Here is a 14382-nt window from a genome sequence, read left to right as displayed (position 1 = left end):
ATGCCGATGGCGAGATTTACTTGAAAGTTAAGGTGTGTTAAGGGATGTAAACGGATGTATATTTCAGTTAATCTTTGCGCAAGGTTAATGAAATACATGTTGCCGCAAAGCAACATCAAAATTTAGCCGTCTGGCCGCCACAATCAATTCACATTTCGGCTCTTCCATTTCCTCATTTCACGACCATCTTCCTCCTCAGCGGACCGGGAACAAATGGCTTTCGACCGTGTTTGTCGAAATGCTTCCTGGCGAAGCATAAAAGGAGAAATTGAATGCGTATTTTCATCGCAACCCTTATGGCCTCGACTGTCAGCTTCGCGGCTCTTTCCGTTGCCAACGCGGCTGATGCGGTAGACCAGATTCCGGAAGCTCCGGTTGCGGTTGAAGAGCCGGCACCCGTGTCCAACTGGGCAGGCGCCTATATCGGTGCTTACGGCAACTACGACTGGGGCCGTTTCGGCAGCGGCGACTATGACGCCGATGGTGCCGGCGGTGGTGCCTTTGGTGGTTACAACTGGCAGAACGGCCAGATCGTCTACGGTATCGAAGGCGATGTCGGCTATTCCAAGCAGGACCAGACGATCCTCGGTGGCGCGGTTGACGCCGAATCCACGTGGGGCGGCTCTGTTCGCGGTCGCGTCGGTTACGACATGAACCCGTTCCTGCTCTATGGTACGGCCGGTGTGGCCTTCCAGAACAACGAGCTGAAGGACGCTACCTCGTCCGACGACAAGACCTCGGTCGGTTACACGGTCGGTGCCGGTGTCGAAGCCTTCGTCACCAGCAACATCACTGCCCGCGTCGAATACCGCTACACGGATTTCGGCTCCAAGGATTACAATCTTGACAGCGGCCGCGTTTCCCGCGGCTTCGACGACCACAGCGTCAAGGTCGGTATCGGCGTCAAGTTCTAAGCCTCCCAAGACCAAACTAAGAAGCCGGGATCTCGATCCCGGCTTTTTTTGTGCCCGTTTGGTGAGTTCAGGCTGCCGCGCGCATGGCCGGATACTCGGCGAAGCGCTTCGTGAAGACATCCGGCCATGCGGCGAGCGCCGGGCGCCCTTCCGCCCATTGTCCGGCGAAGCGCAGGTCCAGGTAGCCGATCAGCGCAGCCAGCGCGAAGTGCCCGCCGTTCAGCTTCTTGCCCGTCTTCGGCAGGTTGTTCTCCAGGTAGTCGAGGCCCCGCATCACCTTTTCCCACTGCTTGTCGATCCAGGGCTGGTGGATCCTGTCCTCCGGGCGGTAGCGCCGCTCGTAGACGATCGCCAGCAGACAATCCATGATGCCGTCGCAGAGCGCTTCCAGCACTTCCACGTCGGTCCTCTTCTCGTCCTTCCTCGGGTAGAGCTTTCCGCCCGAAAGCCGGTCGAGATGGTGCATGATGGCGACGCTGTCATAGACCGGCGGTTCGCCGTCACGGATCAGCACCGGGATCTTGCCGAGCGGATTGTTGTGGACGAGTTCCGGCGGGTTGGCATTGGTATCGGTCTTCACCTCGGTAATCTTGAGCCCGAGATGGCGGGCTGCCATGCGAACCTTGGCGGAATAGGGGGAGGCGGGCGAATAGAGAAGTCTCATGATCCTTCCTTCTGATTCAGGCATTCAGCGAATGGTTGGCAAGGTGATGCGGCTCGCATTGCAGCCGTTGCGATCGACTTCGGCGCAATCGCGGAAGCGGAGGTCCTTGGTGAGGCAGATGCGGATTTCCTTGAGCTGTCGCCTTTCGCAGCTTGCCGCGATGCCCCGGCGCGTCAGGCCGGGATTGGCTTCCATGAATTTCCGCTCGATCTCCTCGGAAGAGAGCGTCCTTGCCGTTTCTCCCCGCGCGAGATCGGAGGGCAGCGTGATTCTTTCGAAGGCTTCGCGAACCCTGGCGAAATAATCGCGCTGGGTAAGCCCCGTGCAGCGCCCGTGCTTGCGCCATTGATGGCCGATCAATCCCATCGAGGGCATGATGTCGAACATCCGCTCGCCCACCGATCGCGGCACGCGGCCAGGCTCGCCGTTTTGGCAGAACTCCGGATAGCCCCTTTCGAATTGCGGCCAGAGCCCGTGCACGATGAAACCGTGATCCGCCGCACCGCCGCATTGCTGCTCGTTGCGGCCGCTGCCGTCGATGCTGCAGAAGGTCGGCGACCAGGAAAGGGAAAGCACGTAGAAATCGAAGACGCCTGCGCGGTCCTGCGCTTTTGCCCCAGGGGAAAAGGCAGGGGCAAGGGTGAGAAAACCGGCAAGGAAAACGGCAAATGTGGTCCGCAAAGGTTGATCGGCCAAGGGCTTGGCCCCTAGAGTGAGGAGGCGAGCCGCGGCTTTACTGCGATCGGTTCGGCTCCAGGGGGACAGGAAGGGGAACGGCAAAATCGGATGACCTTGAAGAAATATTTCTGGCCCGTCGTCGGCGCGGTGACCATAGCGGTTTCGGCATGGCTTCTCTACAAGGAATTGCGTGGGCTTTCCCTTGAGGAACTCGGTGAAAGCCTGGCGGCGATTTCGACGCGAAACTGGATATTGTGCGGCGTTTCGACCCTGCTCGCCTATGCGGCGCTGGCCGGATATGACCGCATCGCGCTCATGCATCTCGGCCGGAAGGTGAACTGGCTTTTCATCACCATCTGCTCCTTCACCACCTATGCCCTTTCCCACAATGTCGGCGCGTCCGTCGTCTCGGGCGGCGTGGTGCGCTACCGCGCCTATTCCTCCAGGGGGCTGACGCCCGCGGAGATCGGCATCCTGATTGCGCTGTGCTCCTTCACCTTCGTGCTGGGGACGGTGCTGCTTGCCGGCATAGTGCTCATTCTCAAGCCGCATATCACGGAACGCTTCGGCGACCTCTTGCCCGTGACCGCCTCCTCGGCCACCGGTTATGTGGTGCTCGCGCTCGTTGCGCTTTACGTTGCAGGAAGTTTTCTGAAAATGCGGGCGCTGACGATCGGTCCGTTCAAGATCGTCTATCCGTCGCCGCGTGTGGTGCTGCCGCAATTGATCATCGCGCCGCTGGAATTGATCGGCGCCGCCGGAATCATCTATTTCGCGCTTCCGGAGGCAGGCAATCCCGGCTTTGTCGTCGTGCTGGGCATCTTCCTCCTCTCCTTTTCGGCCGCGCTGATCTCGCATGTGCCGGGCGGGCTCGGCGTGCTCGAACTGGTCTTCGTGATGGGACTGCCGGACATGGACCCGGCCGATGTCATCGCTGCGCTCCTCGTTTTCCGGCTGTTCTACCTGCTCATCCCCTTCGCGATCGCGCTCGTGGTGATCCTCTTCTTCGAACGCTCGCAATTCCGGGCGCAGCACCCGCCGGATATGGAGCGCGGCAAGCAGCATTCTCCCTGAGCAATTCAAGGAAAAGTGGGAACCGGTTTTCCGTCCGGAATTGCGTGTACTAAAGGGGGCAATTCCAGGAAAAGTGGGAACCGGTTTTTCGTCCGGAATTGCGTAAGGAAGAACCTATTCTGCGCGCAGCCAGAAGGCGCGCTGCGAGGCGAAACGGTCCTGCGCCATCACCGTCTTGAGGAAAGGCAGCAGCGCGTGCAACTCGTTCTTCAGCGTGAAGGGCGGGTTGACGATGATGAGTCCCGAGCCGATGAGGCCCGTCGTCTCCCGGTCGCTCTTCACGATGAGTTCCGCGCAGAGCATCTTGGGAATCTCCAGCGCCTGCAGTTCCTCGTGGAAGGCCTTGATCGGCGCGCCTTTCTTCAGCGGGTACCAGAGGCAGTAGGTGCCGCCCGAAAAGCGCTTATAGGCGTTCGCCAACCCGTTCACGATCCGCTGATATTCGCCCTCTTCCTCGAAGGGCGGATCGACCAGCACGATGCCACGTTTTTCCTTCGGCGGCAGATGCGCGCCGAGCGCTAGCCAGCCGTCGAGTTCGGTGACGCGCACCTGGAAATCGCCTTCGAAAAGACGGGCGAGGCGGCCGTGGTCCTCCGGGTGCAGTTCCATGGCTGAAAGCCGGTCCTGCGGCCGGAAGAGCATGCGCGCCAGCTTCGGCGAGCCCGGATAGAGCTTCATCGCACCACCGGGGTTCAGCTCCTTCACGGCGGCGAGATAGGGCTCCAGCAACTCGGCGATGTCGACCGGAAGCTCCGCTTCCATCAGCCGGCCGATGCCGTCCCGCCATTCGCCCGTTTTCTGCGCTTCCTCGGAGGAGAGATCATAGAGCCCGATGCCCGCATGGGTGTCGAGCACGCGGAAGGCCTTGTCCTTCTTCTGCGCGTAGCGGACCAGCCGCGCCAGAATGGCGTGCTTCAGGACATCGGCGAAATTGCCCGCGTGATAGATATGGCGATAGTTCATCGTGGCTGCTGTCTCGCCTCAATTAATTTGATGCAGCGCAAATGGCGCTTTTTGAGTGGCTACGCATGCAATATAGAAAAGCTATGAACGTTGCGACCCCGATCACCGCCAAAACTTCCGTCAATCACTCGACCGTCGGGCATACCGTCTGTCCGCACGACTGTCCCTCGGCCTGCGCGCTGGATGTCGACCTTACCCCTGACGGCCGCATCGGCCGCGTGCGCGGCTCGGCCGAGAACACCTATACGGCCGGCGTCATCTGCGCCAAGGTCGCGCGCTATGCCGAACGGCTCTACCACCCCGGTCGCCTGATGGTGCCGCAGCGGCGCACCGGAGCCAAGGGCGAGGGGAGCTGGCAGGAGGTTTCCTGGGAAGCGGCGCTGGACGAGATCGCCGAGGCCTTCGTCAAGGCGGAGGCCAGGCACGGCACGGAAGCGGTCTGGCCCTATTTCTACGCCGGCACCATGGGTCAGGTGCAGCGCGATTCGATCGAGCGCCTTCGTCACGCCAAGAAATATTCGGGCTTCTTCGGCACGATCTGCACCAACATGGCCTGGACCGGCTATGTCATGGGCACCGGCGCGCTTCGTGGTCCCGATCCGCGCGAGATGGCGAAGGCCGATTGTGTGGTGATCTGGGGCACCAACGCGGTCTCCACCCAGATCAATGTCATGACCCATGCGGTGAAGGCCCGCAAGGAACGCGGCGCGAAGATCGTCGTCATCGACATTTATGATAACCCCACCATGAAGCAGGCGGACGTCAAGCTCGTACTGCGTCCCGGCACCGATGCGGCGCTCGCCTGCGCCGTCATGCACGTCGCCTTCCGCGATGGTTATGCCGATCGCGAATACATGGCCAAGTTCGCCGACGATCCCGCCGGATTGGAAGCGCATCTCAAGACCCGCACGCCGGAATGGGCTTCCGCCATCACCGGCCTGCCGGTGGAAGAGATCGAAGCCTTCGCCCGGCTCGTCGGCACCACGAGGAAAACCTTCTTCCGCCTCGGCTACGGTTTCTCTCGCCAGCGCAACGGCACCGTCGCCATGCACTCGGCACTTTCGGTCGCCACCGTGCTCGGCTCATGGCAATACGAGGGCGGCGGTGCCTTCCACAACAATGGCGAGATATTCCGCTTGAGCAAGGCGGAGCTGATGGGCACCGCCTACGCGGACCCGGACATCCGCATGCTCGACCAGTCGCAGATCGGCCGGGTGCTGACGGGCGATCCCGAAGCTCTGCGTCATCGCGGGCCGGTGACGGCACTCCTCATCCAGAATACCAATCCGATGAATATCGCGCCGGAACAGCGCCTCGTCCGCCGCGGTTTCATGCGCAATGATCTCTTCGTCGCCGTACACGAGCATTTCATGACCGATACCGCCAAGGTGGCGGATATCGTCCTGCCGGCAACCATGTTCGTGGAGCATGACGATCTCTACCGCGCCGGCGGCCAGCAGCACATCCTGCTCGGCCCGAAGCTCACCGAGCCGCCGCCGACAGTGCGCACCAATCTCTTCGTCATCGAGGAATTGGCCAAGCGCCTCGGCGTCGATCACTTCCCCGGTTTCGGCCTCAGCGAGCGCGAGCACATTGATCGCATTCTGACGGGCAGCGGCTGGCCAGGATATGATGCGCTCAAGCAAGATAAGTGGATCGACGCCCAGCCGGATTTCGAGACCGCCCACTTCATCAAGGGCTTCGGCTATCCGGACGGCAAGTTCCGCTTCAGTCCGGATTGGGCAAACGGCCCGTCGCCGGATAAGCCGCCCGCGAGCGTCGGGCCGCTCGGCCCCGTCGCGGCGCTGCCGAAATTCCCCGACCACGTGGAGGTGATCGAGGTGGTGGATGCGGAGCATCCATTCCGGCTTGCGACCTCTCCCTCGCGCAGCTTCCTGAATTCCTCCTTCAGCGAGACGAAGAGCTCCTATGAGCGGGAAGGGCGGCCGGACGTGATGATCGAGCCGACCGATGCCGAGCGGCTCGGCATCGTCGATGGTGATATCGTTCGCCTCGGCAACAAGCGCGGCGAAATCCGCCTGCATGCCAGGATCGTTCCGGGCGCCCGACCGGGCGTGCTGATTGCCGAAGGGCTATGGCCGAACAGCGCCCATCTCGATGGCGAGGGCATCAACGTGCTGACCGGCGCCGATCCTGTCGCGCCCTATGGCGGCGCGGCCGTTCACGACAACCGCGTCTGGCTGCGCAAGGACGCCGCATGAGCGAGCAGAGGTCTCGGGTGGCGATCCTCGGCGAGTGGACGCTTTCCAATGGATGGACGCGGCTGTCGAACTATGATGTGGATTACACGGATCGGGCCGGTGAGACCCATCGGCTGAAACGCGAAGTCTATCATCGCACGCCCGCCGCCTGCATCCTGCTCCATGATCCGAAACGGGATGTCGTGGTGCTGGTGAGGCAATTTCGTCTTCCGCACCATCTCCTCGGCGGTGAGGGCTGGATGATCGAGGTGCCGGCCGGTCTTCTGGACGACGACCATCCGGAGGATGCGATCCGCCGCGAGGCTATGGAGGAGACCGGCTACCGCGTCCGCGATGTCCGGTTCCTCTTCAAGGCCTTCCCATCACCCGGCGCGGTTACCGAGGTCGTCCACTTCTTCTTTGCTTCCGTTGATCTCGCTGACCGGGTGCATGACGGCGGCGGGCTCGCCGAGGAGCACGAGGATATCGAGGTTATGGAAGTGCCGCTGGATCAAGCCCTGAGCATGGTCGGGAAAGGCGAGATCTGCGATGCCAAGACGATCATGCTGCTCCAATGGGCGGCATTGAACCGGCCTGTAATCTCATCCGGTTAAGCGATTCTATTCCCAGGATCTTTGGTTCTTTGGCAGTCGGCCTGTCGGATCGATGACTGTTACCTTGTGCGGCAGGGCGGTGTCCCATTGCCAGAGGACCAGGTTCGTGACTGAAGGTCCAGCCCGGTGAGCAAAGGATGGTACGAGAATTCCGGCATGGGTGATGCTGAGCTTCTCGTGGACCTCCCATGAACCGGGCCGTTTATTGTCCGAAAGAGCGCTTGCCCATGCAGAACCCATGAGCTCGAGAGAGATGCTGTGCGCCTCTTGGGCGGCTTTATCCGTGAGATCGGCAATACCTTCGCAGTCGACCTCGTAGGAGCAGATCGTCAGGGGGTGGATTTTATGGCCAAAGCCTTGGCTGGCTTCGATGATGGCACCCTCAATGGAGGTCGAAAGATAAAGGGCAGGGACGCTTTTGGGATTGAAGCGGGCGCCCCGGATCGCCGCTCCATCACCAGATAGCGGACTCATTGCCCAGCGAGGGTCATGAGCTCGATAGCAGACACCTTGGAACCTCAAGCAAAACCGCCGAGTGCCAGGTGATCGAGGTAATCCCGAAGGGCGGCAGCCTTGCCGTTTTTCACAACGCTTTCGGCGGTCCTGCCGCCGAAAGCTGGAAGGGGCTCGGCCCTATACCATGCCAGTGCCTGCCGCTCGCTGCCTGCCCAGTCGCTCACGCGATGGATGATCTCGGCCATCTCGCCGATGCGTGCAGCGACGGCCGGTGCTTGAGCCCGTTCCTTGCGTTGCAGAGTATTGACCGAGAGACCGGCCGTTTCCGCAAGTTCCCTTTTGGAAATGCCGAGGCGTGAGGATACCGCTTCGATTTCCATCGAAGGCGCTTCCTGAAAGGCTTCGGCTTGACGTTTGTTTGGCATGTATGCCTCTTGTACGTAATTCACGTACAAATTTACGTCGAAAACGTAGTTTTGTCGATGGCTGTGTTAAGGCGCGGGAGATATCAATCTCGCCTCGTCCTTCAGCGGCAAGTCTACGCCGACAACCCTTCCGCCCTCCATCCGAGCCTTGCCCTCGGCAACCAGCCGCAGCGAAAGCGGATAGAGCTTGTGCTCGATAGTCAGCAGGCGGGCGGCGAGCGTCTCGGCCGTATCGCCGGGAAGAACGGGAACGACGGCCTGGCCGACGATCGGGCCTTCGTCCATCGCTTCGGTCACGAAATGCACCGTGCAGCCGGCCACCTTCATGCCGGCATCGAGCGCGCGCTGATGGGTGTGAAGGCCGGGAAACAGCGGCAAGAGGGAAGGATGGATGTTGAGGATGCGGCCTTCGTAGCGGTTGATGAAATCCGCCGAAAGCAGCCGCATATAACCGGCCAGGCAGAGGATATCCGGCGAAACCTCGTCGAGTGCCGCGAAGATCGCCGCCTCGTGCTCGGCCTTGCTTGCGAAATCCTTCCGCTCGAAGGCGAACGTCCTGATGCCGCGCGCCCTGGCCTTTTCCAGTCCGCCGGCATTCGCCGTGTCGGAAATGACTGCCACGACCTCCGCCGGAAAATCGGCAACCGCGCAGGCGTCAGCGAGCGCCACCATGTTGGAGCCGCTGCCGGAAATGAAGATGACGACGCGTTTCTTAGCCGAACTCATAGGCCAAGCGTGCCCTTGTAGATGACGCCGGCTTCGCCCTCGGCGCGCGCGGCCATCCGCCCGAGCGGCACGACAATCTCGCCTTCCTCGGTGAGGATATCCGTGACGGCCTGCACATTCTCAGCGGCGACGACCACGATCATGCCAATACCGCAGTTGAAGGTGCGCAGCATTTCCTTGGCTTCCACGCCGCCGGTCTTGGCGAGCCAGGAGAAGACGGGCGGCACGGGAATGGAATCGAGATCGATTTCGGCCGCGAGGTTCTTCGGCAGCACGCGCGGAATGTTCTCCGGGAAACCGCCGCCGGTGATATGCGCGAGAGCCTTCAGCGCGCCTGTTTCGCGGATCGCCTTCAGGAGCGGCTTCACATAGATGCGGGTGGGCGTCAGCAGCGCCTCGCCGAGCGACTTTCCGGTGAAGAACGGCGCCGGCGCATCCCAGCCGAGGCCGGAAAGGGCGACGATCTTGCGCACCAGCGAGAAGCCGTTGGAATGCACGCCCGAAGAGGTGAGGCCGAGGATCGCATCGCCTTCGGCTATGTCGCCGACCGGCAGAAGCTGGCCGCGCTCGGCCGCCCCCACGGCGAAGCCCGCCAGGTCATAGTCACCGTCGGAATACATGCCCGGCATTTCGGCCGTCTCGCCGCCGATCAGCGCGCAGCCCGCCTCGCGGCAGCCGGCGGCAATCCCGTTGACGATCGCCGCGCCCTGGTCGGGGTCGAGCTTGCCGGTGGCGAAATAATCGAGGAAGAAGAGCGGCTCGGCGCCCTGCACCACGAGATCGTTGACGCACATGGCGACGAGATCGATGCCGACGGTATCGTGGAAATCCGCGTCGATCGCGATCTTGAGCTTGGTGCCGACGCCGTCATTGGCCGCGACGAGAACAGGGTCGGTGAAGCCGGCGGCCTTGAGGTCGAAGAGCCCGCCGAAGCCGCCGATCTCGCTGTCGGAGCCGGGGCGGCGGGTGGAGCGCACGGCCGGCTTGATCTTCTCCACCATCAGATTGCCGGCATCGATATCCACGCCCGCATCGCTATAGGTGAGACCGTTTTTGCCCGGCTCGCTCATCGTTCGTCTCCAATGAATTCTATAGCGGCTCGCAATTGCACGAGATGGTGCGATATGCAAGCGTCAGCGCCGGTTTTGAAAGCTTTTCACCGCTTGATGCCGCCTGGCTTTGCGAGGACCAATCGACATTCAGGGTTTGGAGCGCGGTATGAGGGAAAATCGTTCAGTTCTAGGAGCCAAACCGACGATGGAGCCAAACTCCATCTAGGGTTGGCGACGCAGAAATGGGCGATTTTCACCATATCCCTTCGGGACGCGGCGGATTTCGCGCCTTGCTGCGTCGAACCGCCCTCGTGGAGTTATGCTCCACCTCGGTCGCTTCTCCTTGCCATCCACGAAATCCGGCTCGCGCCGCGCCTGAAACCTGAGTGTCGATTGGTCCTAGTCTTGACCTTGCGGGCAGCATCATCCTATCCCTGACCCGGCCCGGCCAACTCGAAGGGACGCAGAGATGCCATACCATGTCAGCGGCGCGAGCCTCAGGCGCCACATCCTTTTCTGGATCGGCGCGCTCCTCGTCTTCGTTCTTTTCCTGTGGGCATTCCGCACCATCCTTCTGCCCTTCGTGGCCGGCATGGCGCTCGCCTATTTCCTCGATCCGGTGGCCGATTGGCTCGAGCGGCGGGGCTTGAGCCGCCTTATGGCTTCGGTGGTCATCCTTGTCAGCTTCGTCCTGATTTTCGCGTTGTCGCTGATGATCGTCATCCCGATCATCGTCAATCAGTTCACCGAGTTCGCGGCTGCTCTTCCAGGCTATGTCTCTCAGTTGCAGCAATTGATCGCCAGCCCCGAAAACTCGATCCTGCCAGGCTGGATCAGCGCCCAGATCGAGACGATGAAGCAGAACTTTTCCGAGGTGCTGGGCCAGGGCGCCGGCTTCATCGGCACGTTGTTCACGCAGATCTGGAATTCCGGCAAGGCGATCGTCGACGTCGTTTCCCTGTTGATCGTCACGCCGGTCGTGGCCTTCTATATCCTGCTCGATTGGGACCGGATGATCGCCAAGGTGGATGGCTGGGTGCCGCGCGACCAGACGTCTACCGTTCGCCGCCTTGCCCGCGAAATGGACGAGGTGATCGCGAGCTTCGTGCGCGGGCAGGGCTCCATCTGCATCATCCTCGGCATCTTCTATGCGGTCGGCCTTTCTCTGGTCGGGCTCAATTTCGGTCTCCTGATCGGCTTCATCGCCGGCATGATCAGCTTCATCCCCTATATCGGCTCCTTCATCGGCCTCATCATGTCGGTCGGCTTGGCGTTGGTGCAGTTCTGGCCGGATTATACCTGGATCATCGCGACGGCGGCCGTCTTCTTCGTCGGCCAGTTCATCGAGGGCAATTTCCTGCAGCCGAAGCTGATGGGCTCGCGGATCGGCCTGCATCCGGTCTGGCTCATGTTCGCCCTCTTCGCCTTCGGCGCCATGTTCGGCTTCGTGGGGCTGCTGATCGCGGTGCCCGCGGCCGCCGTGGTCGGCGTCCTTGTCCGCTTCGCGCTCTCGCGCTATCTTGAGAGCGATCTTTATTACGGTCGGTCGGCAAGTCTGCCATGGGAGGATGGCGGGCCGCCGCCGGTACTGGAGCATTCCGCGACAGGCCCGGAGACAGCCGGCCAGACAAACACCCAGAAGACAGAATGAACGAAACAACCGAGTGGGAGCGGCAGCGCCAGGAGCAATTGCCGCTCGCTTTTCAACATGATTCCGCCAGCGGCCGGGAGGACCTCCTCGTTTCCGGCCCGTTGAATGCTGCGGTCTCGATCGTCGACGATTGGCCGGCCTGGCCGGCACCCGTCGTCGTGCTGGCAGGTCCCGTCGGCTCGGGAAAATCCCATCTCGCCAATATCTGGAAGGAAAAGGCCGGCGCGGCCGATATCCATCCGCTTGCCGGTTCCGGCGCGGTGGAGCTTGCGGCCGCCGGCCCGGTTCTCTTCGAGGATGCGGATCGTCGCGGCTTCAGCGAAACGGAGCTCTTCCACGTCATCAACAGCGTGCGGGAGAACGGCCACAGTCTTCTGATGACCTCGCGTCTCTGGCCCGTCTCCTGGTCGGTCACCCTGCCGGACCTCCGCTCGCGGCTGAAGGCGGCGACCGTCGTGGAGATCGGCGAGCCTGACGAGGAACTCCTGGCCCAGGTGATCGTGAAATTGTTCGCCGATCGCCAGCTTAATATCGATGACAAACTTGTCGGCTACATCGTTAACCGGATGGAGCGTTCGCTCGGAGCGGCCCAGACGATCGTTGACCGGCTGGATCGTCTGGCGCTTGCCCGCGGCACGCGGATTACACGACCGCTTGCCGCCGAGGTCCTGAACGACCTCGGAAATGCCTCCGCCGACGATTGACTGTCACAGTTCCGTCGTCAAATTGTTATACGGCCGGACAAGGGCAAGCCCAGGGGTGGATCATGGATTCGATGACGACGGAAACGCATCAGCAGGAAAGTGCTACGGCCGGGAATTTCGATGACCTGTTGAACAGTCCGGAGCGCTTCATCAACCGCGAATTCTCCTGGCTCCAGTTCAACCGCCGGGTTCTGGAAGAAACGCTGAATACGGCTCACCCGCTTCTGGAGCGGGTGCGCTTCCTGTCGATCTCGGCGGCGAACCTCGACGAGTTCTTCATGGTGCGCGTCGCCGGCCTCGAAGGGCAGGTGCGCCAGGGCATCGTCGTGCGCAGCCCGGACGGCAAGTCGCCTGCCGAACAGCTCGATGCGATCCTTCAGGAGATCGATAACCTCCAGATGGAGCAGCAGGCTTCGCTCGCGGTCCTGCAGCAATATCTCGCCAAGGAAGATATCCTCATCGTGCGGCCCGCCGCGCTATCGGCGGAAGACCGCACATGGCTTGCCTCGGCTTTCGATGACGAGCTCTTCCCGGTCCTGACGCCGCTCGCGATCGATCCGGCCCATCCTTTCCCCTTCATTCCCAACCTCGGCTTCTCCATGGGCCTGCAGCTCGAAAGCATGCACGGCAAGGAGCCGATGACGGGTCTGTTGCGCCTGCCGCCGACGCTCGACCGCTTCGTCCGCCTTCCCGATGATGCGAACACCATCCGCTACATCACGCTGGAGGATGTCGTCGGCATGTTCACCGACCGGCTCTTCCCCGGTTATGTGGTAAGGGGAGCAGGCACCTTCCGCATCATTCGCGACAGCGATATCGAAGTCGAGGAAGAAGCCGAAGACCTCGTCCGCTTCTTCGAAAGCGCGCTCAAGCGCCGCCGCCGAGGCAAGGTCATCCGCATCGAGACCGACAGCGAGATGCCCGCCTCGCTCCGGCAGTTCGTGGTGCAGGAACTCGGCGTGCCGGAAAATCGCGTCGCCGTCTTGCCCGGCCTTCTGGCTCTCAACACGCTGTCGGAGATCACCAAGGCCCCGCGCAACGACCTGCGGTTCGAAACCTACAATGCCCGATTTCCCGAACGGGTCCGCGAACACGCCGGAGATTGTTTCGCCGCCATCCGCGAAAAGGACATGGTGGTCCACCATCCTTACGAAAGTTTCGACGTGGTGGTGCAGTTCATTCTTCAGGCGGCGCGTGATCCGGATGTTCTGGCGATAAAGCAGACGCTTTACCGCACCTCGAACGACAGCCCGGTCGTCCGCGCGTTGATCGACGCGGCCGAGATGGGCAAGTCGGTGACCGCGCTGGTGGAGCTCAAGGCCCGATTCGACGAGGAGGCCAATATCCGCTGGGCGCGCGACCTGGAACGCGCCGGCGTGCAGGTCGTCTTCGGCTTCATCGAGCTCAAGACTCACGCCAAGATGTCGATGGTGGTGCGCCGCGAGGAAGGCAGGCTCAGGACCTACTGCCATCTCGGCACCGGCAACTATCACCCCGTCACCGCGAAGATCTACACCGACCTTTCCTTCTTCACCTGCAATCCGAAGATCGCCCACGACATGGCGAACGTCTTCAACTTCATCACCGGCTACGGCGAGCCGGAGGAGAGCATGAAGCTCGCAGTCTCGCCCTATACGCTGCGTCCGCGCATCCTCCGACACATCGAGGAAGAGATCTGCCACGCTGAGAACGGCAAGCCGGCGGCGATCTGGATGAAGATGAACTCGCTGGTGGACCCCGACATCATCGATGCGCTCTATCGCGCAAGCCGGGCCGGCGTGGAAGTCGATCTCGTCGTGCGCGGCATCTGCTGCCTGCGGCCGCAGGTGCCGGGGCTTTCGGACAACATCCGCGTCAAGTCTATCGTCGGCCGCTTCCTGGAGCACAGCCGCATCTTCTGCTTCGGCAACGGCTATGGCCTGCCTTCGGACAAGGCGCTCGTCTATATCGGCTCCGCCGACATGATGCCTCGAAACCTCGACCGCCGGGTCGAGACGCTGGTTCCGCTCCTGAACCCGACGGTGCACGAGCAGGTTCTTTCACAGATCATGCTGGGCAACCTGATTGACAACCAGCAGAGCTACGAGATATTGCCGGACGGTACCTCCCGGCGCATGGAAGTGCGCAAAGGCGAGGAGCCTTTCAATGCTCAGCATTACTTCATGACCAATCCTAGTCTGTCCGGTCGTGGAGAAGCTCTGAAATCGAGTGCTCCGAAACTGATCGCCGGTCTGATGTCCGGACGCAAGAAATAGGCAAT

Annotated in this window: 14 protein-coding genes; 7 read left to right on the top strand and 7 right to left on the bottom strand. The window is 61.6% G+C overall.

What is annotated here, in order from left to right:
* The first annotated feature begins 272 nt into the window (after positions 1-272).
* Positions 273-914 carry an outer membrane protein gene (locus tag YH62_RS04265; protein ID WP_046792855.1) on the top strand — a complete coding sequence of 214 codons (642 nt, stop codon included), beginning with the start codon at positions 273-275 and terminating at the stop codon, positions 912-914.
* A gap of 67 nt (positions 915-981) precedes the next feature.
* Here YH62_RS04265 and YH62_RS04260 read toward each other — a convergent pair whose 3' ends face one another.
* A complete protein-coding gene (locus YH62_RS04260; protein ID WP_046792854.1) occupies positions 982-1578 on the bottom strand; it encodes a glutathione S-transferase in 597 nt (198 codons plus the stop codon).
* Positions 1579-1602: 24 nt separating this feature from the next.
* Entirely contained in the window at positions 1603-2274 is a 672-nt protein-coding gene (locus YH62_RS04255) for a ribonuclease (RefSeq protein WP_046792853.1), read from the bottom strand.
* A 90-nt stretch (positions 2275-2364) separates the two neighbouring features.
* Here YH62_RS04255 and YH62_RS04250 point away from each other — a divergent pair, with 90 nt between their 5' ends.
* Positions 2365-3330 carry a lysylphosphatidylglycerol synthase domain-containing protein gene (locus YH62_RS04250; protein ID WP_046792852.1) on the top strand — a complete coding sequence of 322 codons (966 nt, stop codon included), beginning with the start codon at positions 2365-2367 and terminating at the stop codon, positions 3328-3330.
* Positions 3331-3444: 114 nt separating this feature from the next.
* Here the strand turns inward: YH62_RS04250 and YH62_RS04245 are convergent, their stop codons facing one another.
* Entirely contained in the window at positions 3445-4293 is an 849-nt protein-coding gene (locus YH62_RS04245) for a 23S rRNA (adenine(2030)-N(6))-methyltransferase RlmJ (RefSeq protein ID WP_046792851.1), read from the bottom strand.
* 83 nt (positions 4294-4376) lie between these two features.
* Here YH62_RS04245 and YH62_RS04240 point away from each other — a divergent pair, with 83 nt between their 5' ends.
* Together YH62_RS04240 and YH62_RS04235 are read left to right on the top strand one after the other, a co-directional pair.
* Positions 4377-6515 (top strand): molybdopterin oxidoreductase family protein, encoded by a 2139-nt coding sequence (locus tag YH62_RS04240; protein ID WP_082118225.1) that lies wholly within the window; start codon positions 4377-4379, stop codon positions 6513-6515.
* Entirely contained in the window at positions 6512-7108 is a 597-nt protein-coding gene (locus YH62_RS04235; RefSeq protein ID WP_046792849.1) for an NUDIX domain-containing protein, read from the top strand. The genes YH62_RS04240 and YH62_RS04235 overlap by 4 nt, the downstream gene beginning before the upstream one ends.
* Before the next feature lie 6 nt (positions 7109-7114).
* Here the strand turns inward: YH62_RS04235 and YH62_RS04230 are convergent, their stop codons facing one another.
* The 4 genes from YH62_RS04230 to purM all read right to left on the bottom strand — a co-directional run bounded on the left by YH62_RS04230 (position 7115) and on the right by purM (position 9785).
* Positions 7115-7630: an RES domain-containing protein gene (locus YH62_RS04230; RefSeq protein WP_046792848.1), complete on the bottom strand. Its 516-nt coding sequence runs from the start codon at positions 7628-7630 to the stop codon at positions 7115-7117.
* On the bottom strand, positions 7627-7989 hold the full coding sequence (locus tag YH62_RS04225; protein ID WP_046792847.1) for an antitoxin Xre/MbcA/ParS toxin-binding domain-containing protein: 363 nt from the start codon (positions 7987-7989) through the stop codon (positions 7627-7629). Before YH62_RS04225 ends, YH62_RS04230 begins: the two co-directional genes overlap by 4 nt.
* A 66-nt stretch (positions 7990-8055) precedes the next feature.
* The gene (gene purN, locus YH62_RS04220) at positions 8056-8715 is read right to left on the bottom strand and encodes a phosphoribosylglycinamide formyltransferase (protein ID WP_046792846.1); all 660 of its coding nucleotides are present in this window, start codon (positions 8713-8715) and stop codon (positions 8056-8058) included.
* The gene (gene purM, locus YH62_RS04215; protein WP_046792845.1) at positions 8712-9785 is read right to left on the bottom strand and encodes a phosphoribosylformylglycinamidine cyclo-ligase; all 1074 of its coding nucleotides are present in this window, start codon (positions 9783-9785) and stop codon (positions 8712-8714) included. Before purM ends, purN begins: the two co-directional genes overlap by 4 nt.
* 451 nt (positions 9786-10236) lie before the next feature.
* Between purM and YH62_RS04210 the strand changes: the two genes are divergently transcribed.
* The 3 genes from YH62_RS04210 to YH62_RS04200 all read left to right on the top strand — a co-directional run bounded on the left by YH62_RS04210 (position 10237) and on the right by YH62_RS04200 (position 14377).
* Positions 10237-11418, top strand: coding sequence for an AI-2E family transporter (locus YH62_RS04210; protein ID WP_046792844.1), 1182 nt, complete (start codon positions 10237-10239; stop codon positions 11416-11418).
* Positions 11415-12122, top strand: a complete 708-nt coding sequence (hdaA, locus tag YH62_RS04205; RefSeq protein WP_046792843.1) for a DnaA regulatory inactivator HdaA — start codon at positions 11415-11417, stop codon at positions 12120-12122. Before YH62_RS04210 ends, hdaA begins: the two co-directional genes overlap by 4 nt.
* Positions 12123-12193: 71 nt before the next feature.
* Positions 12194-14377, top strand: a complete 2184-nt coding sequence (locus YH62_RS04200; protein ID WP_245282045.1) for an RNA degradosome polyphosphate kinase — start codon at positions 12194-12196, stop codon at positions 14375-14377.
* Positions 14378-14382: the final 5 nt, after the last annotated feature.

Source organism: Rhizobium sp. LC145, from assembly GCF_001005825.1.
Classification (GTDB): Bacteria; Pseudomonadota; Alphaproteobacteria; order Rhizobiales; family Rhizobiaceae; genus Neorhizobium.
This window is presented reverse-complemented; position numbering and strand designations above follow the sequence as displayed.